Here is a 22,978-nt window from a genome sequence, read left to right as displayed (position 1 = left end):
CGCGGCCGGTCCAGCGCGCCGGCTACCCGGCGCCGGCGGACGGTGGCGCTCGCGGGCCGCCAGGCGCGGACGCGGTTCCCCCCGCGGCCAGCGCTCCGGTGGCGGCCGCGGGCGCCGCGCGCAAGGCGGCCGGCAACGCCACGCCCCCAGCGGCGGGCGCCGCGGCGGCCGGTGCGACCCCGGCGGCCACCGGCCCGACCGTCCCAGCCGGGCCGGCCGCCTGCGGCGCCGACGTCGCCCCGGTGTCGGGGACCATCGACGGCAGGCCAGCAGGCGGCAGCCCGCCCGGCAGCGCCGCCGGCCGGCCGACCCCGAAGATAGCCTGATAGATCGACTTCACGACCGGGGCCGCGTACATGGCGCCCTGGCCGGAGTCGGGAATGGAGACGACAATGACGTACTGCGGGTCGTTCACCGGGGCGAACGAGGCGAACCACGAGGTGTCCTGGTGTCCCTCGACCTCGGCCGTGCCGGTCTTCCCGCCGATCGGGATGATGTTGTTCGGCCAGTCGGCGAACACCCCGGTGCCGGTACCGCCGGGTTCCGTGGTGACCCCGTGCAGAGCCTCGCGGATGTAGCCGAGCACCTCCGGCGGCACCGCGACCTTGTCCTTGACCACCGGGGCGAACCGCTTCACGACCGTGCCGTCCGGCGCGACGATCGCCTTGGCCAGCTGCGGCTCGTAGACGGTCCCCCCGTTGGCGACCGAGGCGTATGCGACGGCCAGCTGCAACGGGCTCACCGAGAGGTACTGGCCCTGCCCGATGGCGAACTGGGCAGCCGCGCCGGCGTTGTACAGGTAGCCGTCGACGCAGGCCTCGGCGGCGTACTGCTGGTAGCGCTTGGCCGTCGCCGGGTCCTTCTCCTCGGGGTAGCCGTCCTTGGCCCGGCGGCAGTAGGAGTCCTTCAGCTCGCTCCAGATCTGCCGGGCCTGCGCGCGGCCGACAACGGCGCCGGCGCTCTCCCCAGGCAGGTCGATGCCGGACTTCGACCCGAAGCCCATCTCCCTGGCCATCTTGACGAAGTTCTCGGCGGCCGGCGGATAGGGGCCTTTGCCGTTGCGAAGGCCGCCGTCGCGCAGCCACTCGTCGTAGGCGAACTGATCGAAGATCACGTCACAGGAGATCACCAGCGCCTGGTGCAACGTGATCGGCCCGGCGGACTCGCCCTCGAAGTTGTGGAAGGTCTGGCTGCCGATCTGCAGCGTCGGCGAGCAGGGGAACTTCTGGTCCGGCTTGGCACCCAGCAGGCCCATCGCCGTGGCGGTCGAGACGATCTTGAATGTCGACCCGGCCGGGCCGGTGCCCTGGTAGGCCCGGGACAGCAGCGGGATGCCGTTCGCCGGGTCGGACAGCGACTGGTAGTCCTGCTGGGAGATGCCCCCGACGAACACCGACGGGTCGTAGGACGGCAGGCTCGCCAGGGCGATCACGCCGCCGGTCTTGACGTTGAGCACTACCGCCGAGGCCGTCCGGGCCTTGTCGTCGCCCGGCAGCTTGTCCAGCGTGGCCCGCAGCGCCTGCTCGGCCGCCGTCTGGACGCCCTGGTCAAGGTTGAGGACCAGGTTGTCGCCCGCGACCGGCGCCTTGTTCGAGGCGGTGCCGGAGACCCGGCCGAACCGGTCGACCTCCAGGTCCTGGACGCCGTCGACACCACGCAGGGCCGTGTCGTAGACCGACTCGAGGCCGGCGACCCCGACCAGGCTGTTGAGGTGGTAGGTCCCGTCCGAGCTGGGTTTGCCCTCCTTCTTCAGCTGCGCGGTCTGCTGGTCGAGCTGGCTCTGGCTCACCGGAGCCAGGTAGCCGAGCTCGTGTGCCGCGAGCGGGCCGTACGGGTACTCGCGGACCGCCTCCAGGTCGGCGGTGATGCCCGGGAAGCGGTCGGGGTGCTCGATGATCGCGAGCGCCTGCTGGGGGCTGGCGTCCTTCGCGATCGGGACCGGCTGGTAGGGCGAGCCGGTCCAGCATGGCTGCGGCACCTTCGGCCCGCAGAACCGGATCTTCTTCTCGATGTCGGCGACGGACATGCCGATGACCGAGGACAGCTGCTCGAACACCGCCTGGCCGCCGTCCCGCTGGCGGTCGGTGGTCGAGCGGTTCACCGAGATGACCAGCGAGGTGCGGTTGCGGACCAGGGCCGCGCCCTGGTCGTCGAGGATCATCCCGCGGGGCGCGGGCGTCACCACCTCGCGGACCCGGTTGTCCTCGGCGACCCGCCGGTAGTGCGCGCCGTCGAGCACCTGCAGCACCCACAGCCGGGCGCCCAGCGTCACCAGCAGCGAGACGGCGAGAACCCGCAGGATCACCAGGCGCAGCCGGACCCCGTCGTTCACGGGCGCCTCACCCGCCTGATCCTGCGCAACCCAGCGGTGAACGCCGGGAACAGGAACGGAGTGAGCAACGCGGCGTACAGCGCCGTCACCAGCGCCCGCACGAGGGTGTGGCCGGGGCTGGCGAGCCCGTCGGCGCCGAGCAGCGCGGCCACCGCGACGTCCGCGAGGGTACCGACGGCCACGGCGCCGGAGACCGCGGCCAGCGCGACCACGGCGGACCGCTCGGTAGCGTCGGCGACCAGGCCGACGAGATACCCCACCAACAGGAACACCAGCGTTGTCTGGCCCAGCACATGGGTGGACAGCAGGTCGCCGAACAGACCGGTCAGGAAGCCGAGGAGGGCGCCGTTGACCGGGCCGAGCACGAGCGCGGCAGTGGCGAGCAGCATCAGCACCAGGTCCGGGCCCCCGCCCGGCAGCGACAGCCGCATGACCACGCTGACCTGGGCGATCACGGCCACCAGCAGCACGAACATGACCACCGCGAAGGTCGGCGCGTGAATCGCGTCCGCGTCGCTCTCCGGCTCCCACAGCTGGACGGTCACGGCGTCACCGCGCCCCGGCCGGCGTGCCGGCCGCGCTGGGGACGGACGGGTTCGGGGCGGACGGGTTCGGGGCGGACGGGTTCGGGGCGGACGGGTTCGGGGCGGACGGGTTCGGGGCGGACGGGTCGGGGGCCGCGGCGGCGCCGGGCGGGGCGGCGGCCTGCGGCGCGGGAGCCGTGGAGGCCGGGACCGCGCGCGGCGGCAGCACCCGGTCGCCGGGGTCCGTCGCCGGCTTGCCGACCACGATGCCGACGAGGTCGAGGGAGCCGACCGAGACGAACGGCCTGACCTCGGCCGTGCGCGTCAGGCCGCTGACCTGGGTCACCTTGGTGACCTCGCCGACCGGCACCCCGGCGACGTAGTCCAGGCTGCCGAACGTGACCAGCCGCTGGCCCGGCTTCACCTGGTAGGAGGCGTCGTAGAGCGTGAAGACGAGCTTGTCCGGGCCGGAGCCGCCGGCGACGGCCCCGAGCAGCTGGGTGCCCTCCAGCCGGGCGCCGATCCGGCTGCGCGGGTCGCAGAAAAGCCGGACGACCGCGGTGTGGTCGGTCATCGAGACGACCGTGCCGACCAGGCCGTTGGCATTGACGACGATCTTGTCCACGGCCAGGCCGTCAGCCTTGCCTGCGTTGACGGTCACGGTCCAGTCGGTGCCGCTGACGTCGCCGATCGCGACCACCCGGGCGGGCACGATCGTGTACTGCCCCTTGTCGGCGAGCAGCCGCAGCGCCGAGAGCTGTCCGGCCAGCTGGGTGACCGCGCCCCGGTCGGCGAGCTGGCGGCGCAGCGCGGCGTTCTGCTGCTCCAGCCGGTCCGCGCGGTCGTGGTAGCGGTTCGGGTGCGCCAGCGACGACAGGGTCCGCCCGACCGGGCGCGTCACCGCCGTCACGCCGCCCTCGATCCCGCCGACGACGCCATGCAGGAACCCGCGCGGCCCGCCGCTGCTCTCCCCGGTCCGGTAGTCGATCGTGATCAGCAGGAAGGTGAGGACGAGCAGCACCGCGACGACCAACCGGGAACGCCTGAGGTCACGACCCACGACGACCCCTCACTCCCCTCACCCGACGCCCTGCCGGGACGTCGCCCTACCCGCGGCTGCTTCGCCACCACCGAAGCCACGGCGCCCAGCTCTGTCATCGCCCCCCAGACGAATCGCCGCCGCCCTGGCCCCGGCGCGCTTTTCCTGCGGAAGGCACGCAGCGGTCACGACAGGCGTTCGCCGGCACGGACGAACCACACCGCGCGAGCGTTCCCGATCCCGGCGGATTTCGGCGAACCGTTGTCCGGTCGGCGCCGAAATGCCCACGAAATCCGTTCGGGCCCAACGGCGGCGCGGCGAACCCAGCTCCCGAGCTACTAACGCCGGGGCTCAGAGATGAGCACCTGCTGGAGAGCCTCGAATTCCTCGACGCATTTGCCCGAGCCCATGGCTACCGAGTGCAGCGGATTGTCCGCGATGTGGATCGGCATGCCGGTCTCGTTGCGCAGCCGTTCGTCCAGGCCGCGCAGCAGCGCGCCACCGCCGGTGAGCACGATGCCGCGGTCCATGACGTCGCCGGCGAGCTCCGGCGGGCAGCGGTCGAGAGTCACCTTGACCGCGTCGATGATGGAGTTGACCGGCTCCTCGACGGCCTTGCGGATCTCCTCGGCCGTCACGACGATCGTCTTCGGCAGCCCGGTCACGAGGTCCCGGCCGCGGATCTCCGCGCTCGGCTCGTCGGGCAGCTTGTACGCCGAGCCGATCGCCATCTTGATCTCCTCGGAGGTGCGCTCGCCGAGCATCAGCGAGTACTCCTTCTTGACGTAGGAGATGATCGCCGTGTCCAGCTCGTCGCCTGCGATCCGGATCGACTGGCTGGTCACGATGCCGCCGAGCGAGATCACCGCGACCTCGGTCGTGCCACCGCCGATGTCGACGACCATGTTGCCGGTCGGCTCGTGCACGGGCAGGCCAGCGCCGATGGCCGCCGCCATCGGTTCCTCGATGATGTAGACGCGCCGGGCCCCGGCCTCGTAGCCGGCGTCCTTCACGGCGCGCTGCTCGACGCCGGTGATGCCGCTCGGCACGCAGACCACCAGCCGGGGCTTGGCGAAGTGCCGGCGCCGGTGCACCTTCTGGATGAAGTAGCGCAGCATCCGCTCGGTCGTCTCGAAGTCGGCGATCACGCCGTCCTTGAGCGGGCGGACCGCGACGACGTTGCCCGGCGTCCTGCCGATCATGCGCTTGGCGTCGGTCCCGACGGCGAGGATGCCCGTGGTGGTGGTGTTGATCGCCACGACACTCGGCTCGTTGAGCACGATGCCTCGGCCGCGCACGTACACGAGCGTGTTGGCGGTGCCGAGATCGACCGCCATGTCACGGCCGAGGAAGGACAGGGAACTGGACATCGTCGGGCCGACCTTCCCGGAGATGCGGTCTGGGTGCCGTAGGCCGGGTCCGGGCATGCCGGGCCCGCCCGAGCTGGCCCCCGACCTCGAACACGATCAGGGTTCTTCAGGCTCAGGGGTGTTCACGGGCCGCGATCCACACCGGGTACGCCCGGCGCGACGGAATCGCGAGGACTAGCGGATTGCAGGGTTTCACGAGCAACGTGCGGGGACAGGACCGAGTTTCCACCACCGGCGTGTCGGTAACCCGATTGCCCGGTTCTCTCGATGGCCCGGCATTGCCGGACCTTGTGGTCCGTTGACCGAGCTGTCGGAGTGACCGGGATGTTCGGGTGACCGGTCGTTCGAGCCTCTGGGTAGTTCGAGCCTCTGGGTAGTTCGGGTGACCGGGATGACCGGCCCGCTGCGCGGTGACAGCGAAAGCCTAGACCGCCCCACCGACAGCCCGCCGGCCCGCCGGGACCGTGTCACCCAGGGTGCCGACGGTACATCCCGCCCGGCGCCACCCGCGGCTCGCATCCAGGTCCAGACCGGGACCGGACCTGCCCGCGCGGCACACCTCACCAACCACCCCGGCCAGCAGGACGCGCGTACCCCGTCGAACCGTCCGGCCGGCGGCGCCAGCAGCCACGCCGACGCGCCCGCCCGCTCACCCCCGGAATGTGAAACGCCCGCCCGGAGAGTCCGGGCGGGCGTCAGGCAGCCGGGGCTCGGTCAGCCCTTCAGGCCGGGGAAGAACAGGTCGATCTCGCGGGCGGCCGACTCGGGCGAGTCCGAGCCGTGGACCAGGTTCTGGCCGATCTCCAGCGCGTAGTCGCCGCGGATCGAGCCGGGCACCGCCTTCACCGGATCGGTGACGCCCATCAGGCCGCGGGTGCCCTCGATCGCGCGCGGGCCCTCGACGACCAGCGCGACCAGCGGGCCGGAGGTGATGAACTCGACCAGCTCGCCGAAGAACGGCTTGCTGGCGTGCTCGCCGTAGTGGGTCTCGGCGGTCGCCTTCTCCAGCGTGCGCAGCTCGGCGGCGACCAGGGTCAGGCCCTTGCGCTCGAGCCGGCTGATGACCTCCCCGACAAGGCCGCGGCTGACGCCGTCGGGCTTGACCAGGACGAGGGTGCGCTCAGCGGACACTGGACTCCTTTGTTCGTGTCTTGGACGGTGTCAGGGGTGGCAGGTGCCGTTCCCGGCAGCTAGCCGTTCTCGGCACCTGGTCGTCTCGGCGCGCAGGCGACGACGGCCGCCCGCCCGCACAGGGTCGACATAACCCACATGTGCTTGGCGCCAACTTACCCTGTCCGCGCCAAGCGCCGATCTGCCGGCGGCCGTCAGCGAGCCAGCAGGTGGCGGGCCTCGCCGACGGTGGTGAGCGAGCCCGTGACGACCACGCCGCCGCCGCCGAGCTCCGTGTCCTCCTCGACCAGCCGCACCGCCGCGTCGATCGCGTCGTCCAGCCGGGGCGCGACCTCGACCCGGTCGGCGCCGAAGACCTCGACCGCGACCGCCCCCAGCTCGTCGGCCGAACGCGCCCGAGGGGACGAGCTCTGCGTCAGGACGATCGAGTCGAACGCCGGTTCCAGCACGCTGAGCATCGCGTGGGCGTCCTTGTCCGCGAGCACCCCGACGACGCCGACCAGCGTCTCGAACTGGAAGGCGTCGCCCAAGGCCGCGACCAGCGCCTGCACGCCGGCGACGTTGTGCGCGCCGTCGAGCACGATCGTCGGCGAGTGGCGGACCACCTCCAGCCGTCCCGGCGAGGACGTGGAAGCGAACCCGGACCGGAGCACCTCAAGGTCCAGCAGGTTCGACCCGCCGCCCAGGAACGCCTCGACGGCGGCGAGCGCGCAGGCCGCGTTGTGGGCCTGGTGCTCACCGTGCAGCGGGAGGAAGATCTCGTCGTAGTCGCCGCCTAGCCCGCGAAACGTCAGCATCTGCCCGCCGACGGCGACCTTCCGGCGGGCCACGCCGAACTCCAAGCCCTCCCGGACCAGGGTCGTGCCGAGCTCCTCGGCCCTGGCGGCGAGCACCCGGGCGGCCCCGAGCGGCTGCTGGCCGAGCACGGCGATCGCGCCGGGCCGCAGGATGCCCGCCTTCTCCGTCGCGATCTCCTCCACGGTCGAGCCGAGCTCGCGGTGGTCCAGCGAGATCGGCGTCACGACCTGGACGAGGCTGTCGACGACGTTGGTCGCGTCCCAGGTCCCGCCCAGCCCCACCTCGATCACGCCGACGTCGACGGGTGCGTCCGCGAACGCCGAGAAGGACATCGCGGTCAGCAGCTCGAAGAAGGTGACCCGCTCGGCATGCCGCCCGTCGACGAGCTCCACATAGGGGGCGACGTCGTCATAGGCGCGGGCGAACACCTCCGCGCTCACCGGCCGGCCGTCGATGCTGATCCGCTCGGTGACGCTCTCCAGATGCGGCGACGTGTAGCGGCCGGGGCGCAGGCCGAAAGCCCGGAGCAGCGAGTCGATCATGCGGGCGGTCGAGGTCTTGCCATTGGTCCCAGTCAGGTGCACCACCGGGAAGGTCCGCTCCGGGTGGCCCAGCAGGTCGACCAGGTCGCGGATCCGCTCCAGGTCCGGGATCATCTTGTGCGGGAAACGTCCGGCCAGCGCCTTCTCGACCCGCGCCAGCTCAGCGCCGGCCGCCAGTGCCTCGCCGGCCGACTCAGCGTCCGCCGGCCGCCCGCCGTCTTGCCCGTTGTCCGTCACTCCCGAAGATTATCCGCCGGCCGACCAGCCACCGCCCGCCGCGAGCGGCACAGCATGCCGTGCGGCGCGAGCCGGGCGGAGCCGAGCCGGGCCGGGCCGGGCCACACGAGCCGGGCAGCGCGCCTGAGCAGCGCACGCGCCGGCATCGACGCCGGCGAGGCATACCTGATGGTCGTCGTTCTCCGGCCGAACCCGACCACGAGGTATGAGTCACCAGCGCCCCGGCGCTGCCGGCGCCGGACGACTGCGTCGACGTCGCGAGCCCCGACAACCCGTTCCGGCCCGTTTCGGCCTCCCGCGGTCGCGACAAAGCCCAACTAACAACCACCAGGGGCCAAAGTCGCGATCATCAGTCCTCGCCCGACGCCGACCAGACACTGACGCGCCCAGCTAGCCACCGTCGCGTCCGCGCTGGACCAGACGGACGAAGCGCGAGCGACCAGGGGGGTGCCGGGGGACGGAGTCCCCCGGCATTGGGGGTTCCAGGGGGTCATCCCCCTGATCAGAAGACCGTCACAGCCGGGACCCTCGGGAAGCTAACGGAAGGCACGCAGCGCCGTGACCGGTCGACCGCCCGAGCGGAACCCAACACAGATCCCGACCCTGGACCAGCCTCCGCCGCGGGCCTCTCCCCTGACACAGAACCGCGTTGGGGAGGGCGCCCAGCGCCCGACCCGGCGTCGCGGCCCGCGGGCGCTCTGCGCCCGTTCGGGCCGCGACGCCTTACGCAGACTTCTCCTGGCGGGTGCTGCGCTTGGCGGCGGTGATGTCGCGGGGCACCAACGTGGGATTGACGTGCTCCAGGACGACCTCGCGCGTGACGACGACGCGGGCGACGTCCTTGCGGCTCGGGATGTCGTACATGACCGACATCAGCACCTCCTCCATGATCGCGCGCAGGCCGCGCGCGCCGGTGCCGCGCAGGATCGCCTGGTCGGCGATCGCCTCGAGGGCGTCGGAGGTGAAGTCGAGGTCGACGTTGTCCAGCTCGAACAGCCGCTTGTACTGCCGGACCAGCGCGTTCTTCGGCTCGGTCAGGATGCGGATCAGCGCCTCCCGGTCAAGGTTCTGCACACTGGTGAGGACCGGGAGCCGGCCGATGAACTCGGGGATCATGCCGTACTTGAGCAGGTCTTCGGGCATGACGTCCCCGAACACGTCGGCCGCGTCCGGATCGTCCTTGCCGTGCAGCACGGCGCGGAAGCCGAGCGACTTCTTCCCGATCCGCGACTCGATGATCCGGTCGAGCCCGGCGAACGCGCCACCCACGATGAACAGCACGTTCGTCGTGTCGATCTGGATGAACTCCTGGTGCGGGTGCTTGCGGCCGCCCTGCGGCGGCACGCTCGCGGTCGTCCCCTCCAGGATCTTCAGCAGCGCCTGCTGGACGCCCTCACCGGAGACATCCCTGGTGATGCTGGGGTTCTCCGACTTCCGGGCGATCTTGTCGACCTCGTCGATGTAGATGATCCCGGTTTCGGCCTTCTTGACGTCGTAGTCGGCCGCCTGGATCAGCTTGAGCAGGATGTTCTCGACGTCCTCGCCGACGTAGCCGGCCTCGGTCAGCGCCGTGGCGTCGGCGATCGCGAACGGGACGTTGAGCATCCGGGCGAGGGTCTGCGCGAGCAGGGTCTTGCCGCAGCCGGTCGGCCCGAGCAGCAGGATGTTGCTCTTCGCCAGCTCCACCTCGGCTTTGGCGCTGTCGCCCTGGGCCGAGCCGCCCGCCTGAATCCGCTTGTAATGGTTGTAGACCGCGACCGACAGGGTCTTCTTCGCGGTCTCCTGGCCGACCACGTAGCCGTCCAGGAACTCGTAGATCTCCCGGGGCTTGGGCAGCTCGTCCCATTTGAGCTCGGAGCTCTCGGAGAGCTCCTCCTCAATGATCTCGTTGCAGAGATCAATGCACTCGTCGCAGATGTACACGCCGGGACCGGCGATGAGCTTTTTCACCTGCTTCTGCGACTTCCCACAGAACGAACACTTCAGCAGGTCGCCGCCATCACCGATGCGTGCCACCGAGGACTCAGTCCCTTCGTCCAGACGATGGGGTCGCCTGCAAGTCGGGGGCGGCTCGCACCGCCCGGTCGTCGCGTGCCGAGACTGTCACTGGCCTTGCCAGGCGCCCACCGCGGCCGGCCCCAGGGCCGACGCTCCAGCTCGGGCGCCACCAGGCGGGGCCGGGAGGTCGCCCTCCCGTGCCTGGCCTGTCCTGCCTCGTACCGCCCCTTCGGGGGACGGTACCCCGCCCGGCCGCCCAGTGAGAGCCCTATCGCGCGGCTCATACGGGTCAGCCTACGGTCGTCTGTCCTGTCAGCGAGCGGCCGACAGGCGAGACGACTTACGCGTCTTGATCACCTCGTCGATCAGGCCGTACTCCTTGGCCTCATCGGCAGAGAGAATCTTGTCCCGCTCGATGTCGCGGCGGATGTCCTCTTCGGACTTCCCGGTGTGGTCCGCGAGCATTTTCTCCAACAGCGAACGCATCCGGAGGATCTCACGCGCCTGGATCTCGATGTCGCTCGACTGGCCCTCACCGGAGCCGGACGGCTGGTGGATCAGGATGCGGCTGTTCTGCAGCGCGAACCGCTTGCCCGGCGTCCCGGCGGCCAGCAGCACGGCCGCGGCGGACGCCGCCTGGCCCATGCAGATGGTCTGGATGTCCGGGCGGACGAACTGCATCGTGTCGTAGATCGCGGTAAGCGACGTGAACGACCCGCCAGGCGAGTTGATGTAGATCGAGATGTCGCGGTCCGGGTCCTCGGACTCGAGGAACAGCAGCTGCGCCATGACGTCGTTGGCCGAGACGTCGTCGATCTGGACGCCGAGGAAGACGATCCGCTCCTTGAGGAGCTTCGAGTACGGGTCCATGCCGTACTCGCCACGGGACGTCTTCTCGATGATGTTCGGCAGCACATAGCGGCCGGTCTGCTGGTGAACGGACATGATCATGCCCTCCGGAAGGAGCGGTCGTACGGAGCCGACGGGGGTGGAAGCGCCGGCGCGGTCAGAGGCCGGACGGGGTGCCGCCGGGCACCTGGCGCACCCGCTGGACGACGTGGTCAACGAAGCCGTAGTCCTTCGCCTCCTCGGCGGTGAACCAACGGTCACGGTCGGAGTCCCGCTCGATCTGGTCGATCGGCTGACCGGTGTGGAAAGCGATCCGCTCCTGCATCATCCGCTTGGTGTAGAGCATCTGCTCGGCCTGGATCGCGATGTCGGACGCGGTGCCGCCGATGCCGCCAGACGGCTGGTGCATCATGATCCGCGCGTGCGGCAACGAGTACCGCTTACCGGCGGCTCCGGCGCACAGCAGGAACTGGCCCATCGACGCCGCCAGGCCCAGCGAGACGGTCGCGACGTCGTTCTCGACGAACTGCATCGTGTCGTAGATCGCCATGCCGGCGCTGACCGAGCCACCCGGCGAGTTGATGTACAGCCAGATGTCCCGGTTCGGGTCCTCGGCGTTCAGCAGCAGCAGCTGCGCGCAGATCGCGTTGGCGATGCTGTCCTCGACGACGGTACCGAGGAAGATGATCCGCTCCCGCAGGAGCCGGTTGTAGACCTGCTCGTCGAAACCCGGGCCGCTCTGGCCCGCCGACCGGAGGCTGGGGCCACCCGGCGCGGCCAGGCCCGGCACTGCGAACTCACTCACGTTCGACTCCTCGGCTTCACTGACCTGCTGGCTTCACCGACCTGGCTTCCGTACCCGCGGGACGCCCCCAACGACGGTTGCGTGCCGGGACCGTGCCCAGGAGCGACGACAGCTTGACCGGCTCGACACTATCTGTGACCCGAGCCAGTTCCGGCCCATCCGGCTCGATGTTCGCGCTGGGCAGAGGGCCGCGCGATCCTCCGCACACGGCCCGAGGCCATGGCCTGAGGCTCCCCAACAGTTCGGCCCCCGCGGGGATGCCGCGGGGGCCGATAGTCCTGCCGGGTCGAACTCGGCAGCGCAGGACATCCGGGCGAGCCCAGGAGCCGGGATCACGCCCTAGTGGTCGTGACCCTCGTGGTCGTGACCCTCGTGGTCGTGACCCTCGTGGTCGTGACCCTCGTGGTCGTGACCCTCGTGGTCGTGACCCTCGTGGTCGTGATCGTGGACCTCGCCCTCGAAGCCCTCGAGGTCCGCCGGATCCGGACGCTCGGGCAGCTCCAGGGTCACCGCGTTGTCGTCGTCGTCCACGACGGTGGCCTGGCGCAGCAGGTGCAGCAGCGCCTTGTTGCGCATGATGTCCGCCATCAGCGCGGTCAGCCCGGCACCGTTGCCCCCGGCGAGCTGCTGGGCGTACATCTCGGGCGCGACGCCGGAACGCTGCGCGAGCATGACTATCTGCTCCATCAGGTCGCCCTGGTCGATCCCGACCGACTCGGTGCGCACCACGGTGTCGAGGATGAACTGCGACTTGATCGCCTTCGTGGCCGAGTCGCGGACCTGCACGTCGAACTCCTCGGGCTCCTGCCCAAGGGTCTTCAGGTAGGTCTCGCGGCCGACGCCGTAACGCTCCAGGTCGTGGCCGAGGCGGTGCTCCCGGGCCTCGATCTCCGAGGCCAGCACCGAGTCCGGGACCGGGACGTCGACGGACTCGATCAGCTGCTCCAGCAGCTTCTCCCTGGCCTGGTTGACCTGCTCGAACTTGCGATTCTGCTCCAGGCGCGCCCGCAGGTCTGCCTTCAGCTCGTCGAGGGTGTCGAACTCGCTGGCGGTCGTCGCGAAGTCGTCGTCGAGCGCCGGGAGCTCCTTCTCCTTGACGCCGCGGACGACCGCGGTGACCTGCGCGGTCTGGCCCTGCCGGTCGCCGGCGAGCAGCTCGGTGTCGAACGTGCGGCTGTCGCCCTCGCTCGCGCCGACGAGCGCCTCGTCGATGCCCTCGATCAGGTTGCCGCTGCCGACCTCGTAGGACATCCCGGTCGCGGTGGCGTCCTCCACGGGCTCGCCGTCGACCGTGGCCGACAGGTCGAGGGACACGTAGTCGCCGGAGGCGACCGGCCGCTCGACCGGGGTGAGCACGGCGAACCGCTCGCGCATCGAGCCGAGCTGGGTCTCGATCTGCTCGTCGGTGACCTCGGCCTTGTCGACCGTGATCCTGATGCTGGCCGCCTCCGGCAGCGCGAGCCGCGGGCGGACGTCCACCTCGGCGGTGAACACGATCGGGCTGCCCTCGGCGAACTCGGTGATGTCCACCTCCGGCCGCGACAGCACGTCGACGTCCTCGGCCTCGACCGCCTCCGAGTAGAACTGGGGCAGCGCCTCCTGCAGGGCCTCGTCGAGAATGGTCGAGCGCCCGAGGCGCTGGTCCAGAATCCTCGGCGGCACCTTGCCCGGGCGGAACCCGGACACCCGAATCTGCCGGGACAGCTTCTTGTAGGTGGCGTCCAGGGAGGGCTTCAGGTCGTCGAAGGGCACCTCGACGGTGAGTTTGACCCTGGTCGGGCTGAGTGTCTCCTTGGTGGCCTTCACGGCGCGGATGTCTCCTGGTACGACGTCGGACGGGGGACGCGCCGAGATTACCGCCACGCGGTGACCCCGGACCGCTTCACGGCCCCCCGGGAAGGTGCAGCAAACGGCAACCCCGGACAGCCCCTCGGTCAAGCCAAGCTCGACACCAGCGGGCCGAGGCCACTCCGGCATCCCAGCCGAGCAAGCCCGACACCGAGAAGCGAAGGCACCTCGACCCCCCGGTCGAGCGAACTCGACACCAGCGGGCCAGAGGCCACCCCACCACCCCCGCCGAGCAAGCCAACACCGAGAAGCGAAGCAACCTCAACCCCCCGGTCGAGCGAACTCGACACCAGCGGGCCAGAGGCCACCCCACCACCCCCGCCGAGCAAGCCAACACCGAGAAGCGAAGCAACCTCAACCCCCCGGTCGAGCGAAGCTCGACACCGGGGGTCCGGGGGTCGCCCCCCGGAGCAATATCGCGGCCCCCGGGCAGCCGCACAAAGTGCGGCAAACACGATGAGCCAGCACGTCGGGGCGGGGAGACTCGAACTCCCGATCTCCTGCACCCAAAGCAGGCGCGCTAGCCACTACGCTACGCCCCGAGGCGTTGCGCCCTCATCCTACGGGCTGGCGCGCCCTCGATCGCGGCCCGGGCCTGGCAAACCACCGGCCGATGCCCTCACACACGCCCAGGCATGACCATCAACGCAGCTTCAGTCCTACGTGACGGTGCCGGTCTCGCCCTGATCAGCGACCACAACGTCGGACCAAAGGCTGGGCCGACGGGCGGCGGGGCCTCGCCGCTGGGGTAAACTTCGGCGCGATCACTGCGCGGGTGTAGCTCAATGGCAGAGCCCCAGCCTTCCAAGCTGGCCATGCCGGTTCGATCCCGGTCACCCGCTCTCATTGCGACACAGCGGTTTCCGCGTCCGACGGCGCCGTCGGACCAGCCCTGCGTGCCACTCCCCGCCTCGCCCCTCAGGCGCGTCGCACCCGTGGGCCGACCTTCAGTCTGGTCATCTTCTCCCCGCCCGCGCTCGGTCCGGCCCCGTGGTGACATCCAGTGGCGCGACCGGTCCGGAGGCTTGTCGCCGACGATGCGAAGCTTGGCGGTATGCCGGAAGTGGGAGTGGGGGCAGCCGCGGGCCTGCTGGCCGGCCTTGTGCCGGCGAAGGCCGTCGCGGCCGAGACCCGCGTCGACGAGTCGGAGTCGGAGCTCTTCCCCCCCGAGGAGGCGCTGATCGCGCGGGCCGTGCCGAAGCGACGCCGGGAGTTCACCGCCGGCCGGGTATGCGCACGACGGGCGATGGCTCGTCTCGGGATCGCACCAACGCCGCTGCTCGCGGGCCCGAACCGGGAGCCCCTGTGGCCCGCCGGTGTCGTCGGCAGCATCACCCACTGCGAGGGGTACCGGGCCGCCGCCGCCGCCCGGGCCGAGCACGTGCTGTCCCTCGGGATCGACGCGGAACCGAACGGGCCGACGCCGGACGGGGTCTTCGAGCGGATCTCCCTGCCGGCCGAGAGTTCCTGGGTCCGCGCCGCCGCGCGAGCCGAGCCCGAGGTGCACTGGGACCGCCTGTTGTTCTGCGCCAAGGAGTCCGTCTACAAGACCTGGTTCCCGCTGGCCGGCGGCTGGCTGGGCTTCGAGGAGGCGCTGGTCACACTCGACGACGGCCCGGCCACCGGCAGACCGGCCGACGGCGGTCCGCCGGGCGACAGGCCCACGGGCGACGCGGCGCGTCCCGGGGGCACCGCGCGACGGACCGGGTCGTTCACCGCGAAGCTGCTGGTGGCGGGTCCGGTCCTGCCGGACGGGCAACGGCTGACCTTGCTACGCGGCCGGTACCTGGTGACCGCGGGCCTGATCCTCGCCGTGGTCGCGATCAGTCCGGATGACCGGGTGGACGGAGACGGTGTCTGATGAACCGAGGCGTGCTGCCGGCGGCGCTGGCCGCCGGGATTGTGATCAACACGGCTCGGCTGCGCCGCCGGCTGGCCGCGTTGCCGGTGATCGAGCCCTCGGACGACCGGGTCCACCACAAGCACGTCTTCCTGGCGGCCGACGGCGTCCGGCTCGATGACGCCCAACAGCGGGCCGCGAGCGCGTACGCCCTGCGCCACGGCCTCGACGTCCTGGACCTGGTGCCCGACGAGCTGAGCCCCGACAGGCTGCTCGACCTCGCGCGGCTGGTAGGCCCGGCCCACTACCGGACCGACCGGCTGGCCGCCGGCCGCGGCGCCTACCAGGCACTGCTGATCGACCGGGACGTGTTGGCCCGGGCCGGGCTGCGCCCCAAGGAGGTCACCGAGGTCGGCCTGGTCGCGGTCACCGCGACGCTCAAGCGGTACGCGCCGACGACCACCGGTCTCGCGGTGCTGCCCGGGCTGCGCGCCGCACCCAGGACGGGCCAGCAGCGGCTGGCCGTCCGGCAGGCGACCTCCCGGTGGGACCCGGCGCGCCCGCTCGGCCCGATGCTGCGGGACCTGGCGCTGCTGCGCTCGGTGGCCCCCGCGCCGCGCTGGACGCTGGCAGCGGCCGCCGCGAGCTGGCTTCAGCCGGTGGCGGCCGCAGCCGGAGGGCCGGTCCGGCTGCGCCCCGCCGACGCGCTCACAGCGCCACTGCTGCGCCGGCGGGCCGCCGCCGAGTTCGTCGCCGACGTGTCCGCCCTGGGCGCCGCCGCGGCGCGGAGCGCCCGGGTGCGGACGCCGGCCGAGCTGGCCCAGGACGACCCGGGCCCCCTCGCCCGCTGGGGCTTCTCGCGCCCGCACGCGTTCCCCGCCGACGACGCCGAGCACGCCGCCGAGCTGCGCGCGCTCTACCAGGCCGAGCTCGCGGGAGGAGTCGAACGTTTCCTCGCCCAACCGCGGCCGACCTGTCCCTGGTGCGGCGGCGCCCGGCTGAGCAAGGTCACCGACGCCTTCGACGCGACGCTGGCCAAGCCCGGCCGCTTCCGCTACGACCGCTGCGCCGACTGCCGGCACGTCTTCCAGAACCCGTCCCCCACCGACGAGGGCCTGGACTTCTATTACCGGGACTTCTACGACGGCCTGGGCGCACCGATCATGGAGGTGATCGGCGACGCCGGCCGGGCGGGCTACCTCGCCCGCGCCCGGTCGGTGCCCCCGACGCCGCGGAACTGGCTGGACGTCGGCACCGGCATGGGCCACTTCTGCCTGATGGCCCGCGATGTGTGGCCGACCACCGTCTTCGACGGCCTGGACCAGGGCGAGGCACTGGCGGAGGGGGCCCGGCGGGGCTGGATCGACCGCGCCTACGCCGGCCAGCTCCCCGAGCTGGCCCCGACGCTCGCCGGCCGCTACGACGTGGTCAGCATGTTCCACTACCTGGAGCACACCCGTGACCCGCGCGCGGACCTGGACGCCGCGATCACCGCGCTGCGCCCGGGCGGCCACCTGCTCGTCGAGGTGCCCAACCCCGAGAGCCTCTCGGCCCGCGCCTACGGGCCGCTGTGGTCGGGCTGGCTCGCTCCGCAGCACCTGCACCTGGTCCCGGCGGACAACCTGGTCGACGTGCTGACCTCGCGCGGCCTGCGGGTCGAGCACGTCGAGTTCGGCCGGGCCCACCTGGACGGCGACGGGATGTATGCCTGGTGGGCACTGTGCCAGCGGCTCGCCCCCTCGCTGGACCTGCCCTGGCGAACCCAGTCCGGCTCGCCCGGCGGGCAGGCCCGGCGGATGGCGACGCTGGCCGCGCTCGGGCCGTTGTTCCCGGCCTTGGTCCTCGCCGACGCGGCCGCCCGGCCGTACCTGACCGGGGGGCGGCGGTCGAACGCCTACCGGGTACTGGCCCGGCTGCCGTGACGCCTCCCGACGCTGGATCCCGGGCCCGGCCGGCCCCGGACCGCACCGAGTCGCTCCCTGGAGGTTCCATGAACCGTCGGACCTGGATGTCGGCGGCCGTGGCCGCCGGGGTCGGCCTCAACACAGCCCGGCTGCGGCGCCGGTTGTCCGCGCTGCCGGCCATCGAGCCGTCCGACGAGCCGGTGCACCACGCGCACGTCTTCCTCGTCGCCGACGGTGTCCACCTCGACGCCGCCCAGCGGCGCGCGGCGAGCGCCCACGCCCGCCGGCACGGTCTGGACGTGCTGGACCTGGTGCCCGAGCAGCTGACCCCGGACCGCCTCCTCGACCTGGCCCGGCTGGTGGACACCACGCGCTACCAGGCCAACCGGCTCACCCCAGGCCGGGGCGCCTACCAGGCGCTGCTGGTCGACCGGGAGATTCTCGCCCGCACCGCGCTGGACCCGAAGGACCTCAGCGAGACCGACCTGGTCGCGATCACCGCCGTGCTCAAGCGCCACGCGCCGACGACCACGGCCCTCGCGGTCCTGCCGGGGCTGCGCGGTGTGCCCAGGACCGGGGCCGAGCGGTTCGCCGTCCGGCGCGCCGCCCACGAGTGGGAGCCGACGAGCCTGGTCGCCCCGGCCGTGCGCGACGCGCTGCTCGCCACGGGAGCGCGCGCGGCGCCCGGCTGGACGCTGGCCGCGGCGGCGCTCAGCTGGCTGCAGCCGGCGGCGGTCGCCGCCGGGGGGCCGGTCCGGCTGGACCGGGCTGACCTGCTGGCCGCGCCGCTGGTCCGCCGTCGCGGCGTCGCCGAGCTGCTCGCCGACCTGGTCCCGGCCCGGGCCGCCAGGCAGCTCGGCCGCTGGCGGGTGTCGTTACCGCTGGCCTACACGACCGACGACGACGCGCGCCTCGAGGCGGCCCGCGCGGCCTACCGGGCCGATCTCGCTGCCGGGGTCGAGCGGTTCCTGGAGGATCCCCGGGCCACGTGCCCGTGGTGCGGCGGGTCCCGGCTGCGCCGGATGACGGTCGGCGTCGACACGATGCAGGTGAAGCCGGGCCGGTTCCGCTACGACCGGTGCGCCGACTGCCGGCACGTCTTCCAGAACCCGCGGCTGACGCCTGACGGCCTCGACTTCTACTACCGCGACTTCTACGGCGGCCTCGGCCGGGAGTCGATGGAGCGGGTGCTGGGATTCGGCCCCGGCGCGCACCCGGCCCGGGCCCGGTCAGTGCCACCGACGCCACGGACCTGGCTCGACGTCGGCGCGGGCCACGGGCATTTCTGCCTGCTGGCGCGGGATGTCTGGCCGAGCACCGTGTTCGACGGCCTGGACCTGGGCGACGGGATCCAGGAGGCCGGCCGCCGCGGCTGGGTCGAGAACGCCTACCTGGGCCAGTTCCCCGAGCTCGCCCCGTCGCTCGCCGGCCGCTACGACGTGGTCAGCATGTTCCACTACCTGGAGCACACCGGCGACCCGCGCGCCGAGCTCGACGCCGCCGCGGTCGCGCTGCGCCCGGGCGGCCATCTGCTCATCGAGGTGCCGAACCCGGACAGCGTGACGTTCCGCGCCTACGGGCCGCTGGCCTCCGGCCTGCTGATCCCCCAGCACCTGAACCTGCTGCCGGCGGACAACCTCGTCGAGGCGCTGGCGGCGCGCGGCTTCGTCGTCGAGGACGTGGAGTTCGGTCAGGTCCACATCTCCGGTGACGCGCCGCTCGCGTGGTGGGGGGTGTTCCAGCGGCTCGGGCCGTCGCCCGACCTGCCCTGGCGCGACGTTCGCCGCCCGGTGCTGGGCTACGCCCGGCGGGCGGCGGCGTTCGCGGCCCTCGCGCCGCTGATGCCGGTGGCCGCGGCCGCCGAGGCGGCGAGCCGCCCGTTCCTGACCCGAGGCGACCGCGCGAACGCCTACCGAATCCTCGCCCGCCTCCCGTGATCCGAGGGTGGAGCGGCCAGAGACGGCGCTTCGCGCCTCTGGCCGCTCCACCGGTTCGGGCGCTGGGCGCCCTCACCTAGGTGGTTCTGGGGTGAGGAGGAGTGCGGAGGTGGGCGCCTGTCCAGGGTCGGGTCCTGGGTTGCGTTTCACTGGTCGCGCATCGGCTGTTCGGGCGGAGGCGCCTGTCCAAGGTCGGGTCCTGGGTTGCGTTTCACTGGTCGCGCATCGGCTGTTCGGGCGGGGACGCCTGTCCTCGGTCGGGTGCTTCGCCGGCCGCCGGGTAGCAGGCCGGCGGGCGGGCTGTTACCGTCCGTAGCCGACAGCTCTCCGCCCTGGTGGCGGGGACCCGGCCGGCGAAGGAGGCGCGGCGGTGGCCACGTGCGAGGTCTGCGGAAACGACTACGCGATGAGCTTCGAGGTGCACGCTCAGGGCGCCGTGCACGTCTTCGACAGCTTCGAATGCGCCATCCATGCGATGAGCCCGGTCTGCGAGCACTGCGGCGTGAAGATCAGCGGCCACGGCGTCGAGGCCGACGGCCACTTCTTCTGCTGCGCCCACTGCGCCCGCGGCAAGGGCATCGACCCCACCCTGATCCGCGACCACGCCGACACCGGCCGCCTCGCCCAGGCCTGACGCCCAGGCCACCGGCCCCGGACGTCCGATCTCCACGAGAACAACGCACGACGGCATCCAACCATGATTCTCATCTCCTTGGCCACAACACACCCCGGAGCCCGGCCCCGGGTAAGCGCCGACGCCATCCGGCGGAGGCCCGGACAGCTCCCTCCGCAGGCCCGGCGGGCGTAGCTCCCGCTCCCAGCCGCAACGCGACCCAGGCTCCGTCCCCAGCGCGACGCGCCCCAGATCCCGACCCTGGACCAGCGCCAGCCTCCGTACTTCTCCCCACCCCAGAACCACCCAAGGGAGGGCGCTCAGCGCCCGAACCAGGCGGATCGGCCAGAGGCGCGAAGCGCCGTCTCTGGCCGATCGCCATAATCGGGAGGGACCGGAGGAGATCAAGCTGTGACGACGACGTCCACCGTCCAGGTTGCCGCACTGCCAACAGCGGCTGCCGGGAGGTCCATTGAGGGCCGGATCGCCGACGAGCTCGGGGTGCGCGAGACACAGGTCGTGGCGGCCGTCGGCCTGCTCGACGGCGGCTCGACCGTCCCGTTCATCGCGCGCTACCGCAAGGAGGTGACCGGCACCCTCGACGACACGCAGCTGCGCACGCTGGAGGAGCGGCTGCGCTACCTGCGGGAGCTGGAGGAGCGCCGGGCCGCCATCCTGGAGTCGATCCGCTCCCAGGGCAAGCTCGACGACGCGCTTGAGGCGCAGATCAACACCGCCGACTCGAAGGCCCGGCTGGAGGACATCTACCTCCCCTACAAGCCGAAGCGGCGCACGAAGGCCCAGATCGCCCGGGAGGCGGGCCTGGAGCCGCTGGCCGACGCGCTGCTGGCTGACCCGACGCTGGACCCGACGGCCATGGCGGCCGGCTACGTCGACGCCGAGAAGGGCGTCGCGGACGCCGCGGCGGCCCTCGACGGCGCCCGGTCGATCCTCGTGGAGCGCTTCGCCGAGGACGCCGACCTGATCGGCGAGCTGCGCGAGCGGATGTGGGGCCGCGGCCGGCTGGTCTCCAAGGTTCGAGAGGGCAGGGAGGAGGCCGGCGCCAAGTTCGCCGACTACTTCGCCTTCGACGAGCCGTTCACCTCGCTGCCGTCGCACCGCGTACTCGCGCTGCTGCGCGGCGAGAAGGAGGAGGTCCTCGACCTGGATCTCGACCCGGAGCCCGAGGACGCGGACCCGACCGCCCCGGTGGTGCCGTCGGGCTACGAGACGGCGATCGCCGCCCGGTTCAACGTCACCAACTCTGGCCGACCGGCCGACCGGTGGCTGGGCGACACGGTCCGCTGGGCCTGGCGGACCCGCATCCTGGTCCACCTCGGCATCGACCTGCGGCTGCGCCTGTTCCAGGCCGCCGAGGACGAGGCCGTCCGGGTCTTCGCCACGAACCTGCGCGACCTGCTGCTGGCCGCGCCCGCCGGCAGCCGCGCCACGATGGGGCTCGACCCGGGCTACCGGACCGGCGTCAAGGTCGCCGTCGTCGACGCCACCGGGAAGGTCGTGGCGACCGACACGATCTACCCGCACGTGCCGGCGCGCCGCTGGGACGAGGCCCTGGTGAAGCTGCACAAGCTGTGCGCGGCGCACCAGGTCGAGCTGATCGCGATCGGCAACGGCACCGCGTCCCGGGAGACCGACAAGCTCGCCGAGGAACTGGTCCGCGGGGCGGCCGAGCTGAAGCTCACCAAGATCGTCGTCTCCGAGGCGGGGGCATCGGTCTACTCGGCCAGCGCCTTCGCGTCCAAAGAACTGCCCGGCATGGACGTCTCGCTGCGCGGCGCGGTCTCGATCGCGCGGCGCCTGCAGGACCCGCTCGCCGAGCTCGTGAAGATCGACCCGAAGTCGATCGGCGTCGGCCAGTACCAGCACGACCTGAGCGAGCTGAAGCTCTCCCGGTCGCTGGACGCGGTCGTCGAGGACGCGGTGAACGCCGTCGGCGTCGACGTGAACACCGCGTCGGCACCGCTGCTGACCCGGGTGTCCGGGATCGGGGCGACTCTCGCCGAGAACATCGTCGCGCACCGGGACGCGATGGGACCGTTCCGGACCAGGACCGCGCTGCGCGAGGTCCCCCGGCTCGGCCCGAAGGCGTTCGAGCAGTGCGCCGGCTTCCTGCGCATCCCCGGCGGCGACGACCCGCTCGACGCCTCGTCGGTGCACCCCGAGTCGTATCCGGTGGTGCGCCGCATATTGACCGCGACGAGCAGCGACATCCGCGGGCTGATCGGCAACTCCAGCGCGCTGCGGGCGGTGAAGGCGACCGACTTCGTCGATGGCACCTTCGGCCTGCCGACGGTGACCGACATCCTCGCCGAGCTGGAGAAGCCCGGGCGCGACCCACGGCCGGCCTTCAAGACGGCCACCTTCGCCGACGGGGTGAACGAGATCGTCGACCTGGTCGCCGGCATGGTGCTGGAGGGCGTCGTCACCAACGTCGCCGCGTTCGGCGCCTTCGTGGACGTCGGCGTCCACCAGGACGGCCTGGTGCACGTGTCGGCGATGTCCAAGACCTTCGTGCGCGACCCTCGCGAGGTCGCGAAGCCGGGCGACATCGTCAAGGTCAAGGTCCTCGACGTCGATGTCCCCCGCAAGCGCATCTCCCTGACGCTGCGCCTCGACGACGATGCCGCCGGCGCCGGTGGTGGCGGCGGTGGCGGCGGTGGCGGCCGCGAGGGGCGCGCGCCACGGTCGGGCCCGCGCAGCGGCGGCCAGCCGGGTGGCGGCCCGAGCGGCGCCAGCCAGGCCGGCGGCGGCCGGCCGGGTGGCGGCCAGGCGAGCAGCGGCGGTCAGGCCGGCGCCCGCGATAGTGGCCGGGAGGCTCGGGGCGGCGACGGCCGCGGCCCGCGCCGGGATGGCGGCGGCCGCGGCGATGCTCGCGACGGGCGGGGTGGCGGCCCGCGTGGCGCCGGCGGCCGGTCCGGCGGGCAGCGCGGCGGGCGGTCCGCCCCGCCGAACGGTGCGATCGCCGACGCGCTGCGGCGCGCCGGTCTGGTCGACGAGAACGGCGTGCCCCGCACCGGGAAGTAGGCCCGCGACGGACCGGCCTGGGCTGACTCCGCCGCGGCCGGTCCGCCACGGCGGCCGGAGCATCCATACCCGCGCGAGGCGGACGGGTGGCCGTGTCCGCTCGGTTCCCGCTCGAACCCCACCGCCGCCACTCGTCGGCTGCTACAGCCAGTAACCTTCCGGCTGC

General features: G+C 72.2%; 15 protein-coding genes and 2 tRNA genes. 6 read left to right on the top strand and 11 right to left on the bottom strand.

Going from position 1 to position 22,978, the window contains the following annotated elements; genetic code table 11:
• Positions 1 to 22 precede the first annotated feature (22 nt).
• The 11 genes from mrdA to FRADC12_RS22230 form a co-directional block, all read right to left on the bottom strand.
• Positions 23 to 2,332, bottom strand: a complete 2,310-nt coding sequence (mrdA, locus tag FRADC12_RS22285; protein ID WP_045878097.1) for a penicillin-binding protein 2 — start codon at positions 2,330 to 2,332, stop codon at positions 23 to 25.
• Positions 2,329 to 2,877 carry a rod shape-determining protein MreD gene (gene mreD, locus FRADC12_RS22280; RefSeq protein ID WP_084011107.1) on the bottom strand — a complete coding sequence of 183 codons (549 nt, stop codon included), beginning with the start codon at positions 2,875 to 2,877 and terminating at the stop codon, positions 2,329 to 2,331. The genes mrdA and mreD overlap by 4 nt, the downstream gene beginning before the upstream one ends.
• Positions 2,878 to 2,881: 4 nt before the next feature.
• Entirely contained in the window at positions 2,882 to 3,916 is a 1,035-nt protein-coding gene (gene mreC / locus FRADC12_RS22275) for a rod shape-determining protein MreC (RefSeq protein ID WP_045878096.1), read from the bottom strand.
• 317 nt (positions 3,917 to 4,233) lie between these two features.
• Entirely contained in the window at positions 4,234 to 5,265 is a 1,032-nt protein-coding gene (locus tag FRADC12_RS22270; RefSeq protein WP_045880036.1) for a rod shape-determining protein, read from the bottom strand.
• A gap of 714 nt (positions 5,266 to 5,979) precedes the next feature.
• Positions 5,980 to 6,396 (bottom strand): nucleoside-diphosphate kinase, encoded by a 417-nt coding sequence (gene ndk, locus FRADC12_RS22265; protein WP_013423125.1) that lies wholly within the window; start codon positions 6,394 to 6,396, stop codon positions 5,980 to 5,982.
• Between the two features lie 194 nt (positions 6,397 to 6,590).
• Positions 6,591 to 7,973, bottom strand: coding sequence for a bifunctional folylpolyglutamate synthase/dihydrofolate synthase (locus tag FRADC12_RS22260; RefSeq protein WP_084011106.1), 1,383 nt, complete (start codon positions 7,971 to 7,973; stop codon positions 6,591 to 6,593).
• A gap of 723 nt (positions 7,974 to 8,696) precedes the next feature.
• A complete protein-coding gene (gene clpX / locus FRADC12_RS22250) occupies positions 8,697 to 9,989 on the bottom strand; it encodes an ATP-dependent Clp protease ATP-binding subunit ClpX (RefSeq protein WP_045878094.1) in 1,293 nt (430 codons plus the stop codon).
• Between the two features lie 294 nt (positions 9,990 to 10,283).
• Positions 10,284 to 10,916, bottom strand: a complete 633-nt coding sequence (locus tag FRADC12_RS22245) for an ATP-dependent Clp protease proteolytic subunit (RefSeq protein WP_045880034.1) — start codon at positions 10,914 to 10,916, stop codon at positions 10,284 to 10,286.
• A 61-nt stretch (positions 10,917 to 10,977) separates the two neighbouring features.
• Complete coding sequence (locus FRADC12_RS22240; RefSeq protein WP_045878093.1) at positions 10,978 to 11,625, bottom strand: ATP-dependent Clp protease proteolytic subunit; 648 nt, start codon at positions 11,623 to 11,625, stop codon at positions 10,978 to 10,980.
• Positions 11,626 to 11,964: 339 nt separating this feature from the next.
• Positions 11,965 to 13,431 carry a trigger factor gene (gene tig, locus FRADC12_RS22235; protein ID WP_045878092.1) on the bottom strand — a complete coding sequence of 489 codons (1,467 nt, stop codon included), beginning with the start codon at positions 13,429 to 13,431 and terminating at the stop codon, positions 11,965 to 11,967.
• Between the two features lie 511 nt (positions 13,432 to 13,942).
• Positions 13,943 to 14,015: transfer RNA gene (locus FRADC12_RS22230), tRNA-Pro, on the bottom strand.
• Positions 14,016 to 14,244: 229 nt separating this feature from the next.
• On the opposite strand from FRADC12_RS22230, the gene FRADC12_RS22225 reads away from it, so the two are divergent.
• The 6 genes from FRADC12_RS22225 (at position 14,245) to FRADC12_RS22200 (ending at position 22,812) form a co-directional block, all read left to right on the top strand.
• Positions 14,245 to 14,315: transfer RNA gene (locus tag FRADC12_RS22225), tRNA-Gly, on the top strand.
• Positions 14,316 to 14,527: 212 nt separating this feature from the next.
• Positions 14,528 to 15,334, top strand: coding sequence for a 4'-phosphopantetheinyl transferase family protein (locus tag FRADC12_RS22220; protein WP_045878091.1), 807 nt, complete (start codon positions 14,528 to 14,530; stop codon positions 15,332 to 15,334).
• Positions 15,334 to 17,235: a class I SAM-dependent methyltransferase gene (locus FRADC12_RS22215; protein WP_045878090.1), complete on the top strand. Its 1,902-nt coding sequence runs from the start codon at positions 15,334 to 15,336 to the stop codon at positions 17,233 to 17,235. Before FRADC12_RS22220 ends, FRADC12_RS22215 begins: the two co-directional genes overlap by 1 nt.
• A gap of 68 nt (positions 17,236 to 17,303) precedes the next feature.
• Positions 17,304 to 19,154, top strand: coding sequence for a class I SAM-dependent methyltransferase (locus FRADC12_RS22210; protein WP_045878089.1), 1,851 nt, complete (start codon positions 17,304 to 17,306; stop codon positions 19,152 to 19,154).
• 370 nt (positions 19,155 to 19,524) lie between these two features.
• Positions 19,525 to 19,788 (top strand): metallothionein, encoded by a 264-nt coding sequence (locus FRADC12_RS22205; RefSeq protein ID WP_045878088.1) that lies wholly within the window; start codon positions 19,525 to 19,527, stop codon positions 19,786 to 19,788.
• A gap of 390 nt (positions 19,789 to 20,178) precedes the next feature.
• The gene (locus tag FRADC12_RS22200) at positions 20,179 to 22,812 is read left to right on the top strand and encodes a Tex family protein (protein ID WP_084011104.1); all 2,634 of its coding nucleotides are present in this window, start codon (positions 20,179 to 20,181) and stop codon (positions 22,810 to 22,812) included.
• Positions 22,813 to 22,978: the final 166 nt, after the last annotated feature.

Origin of the sequence: Pseudofrankia sp. DC12 (genome assembly GCF_000966285.1) — a bacterium.
Lineage (GTDB): Bacteria > Actinomycetota > Actinomycetes > Frankiales > Frankiaceae > Pseudofrankia.
This window is presented reverse-complemented; position numbering and strand designations above follow the sequence as displayed.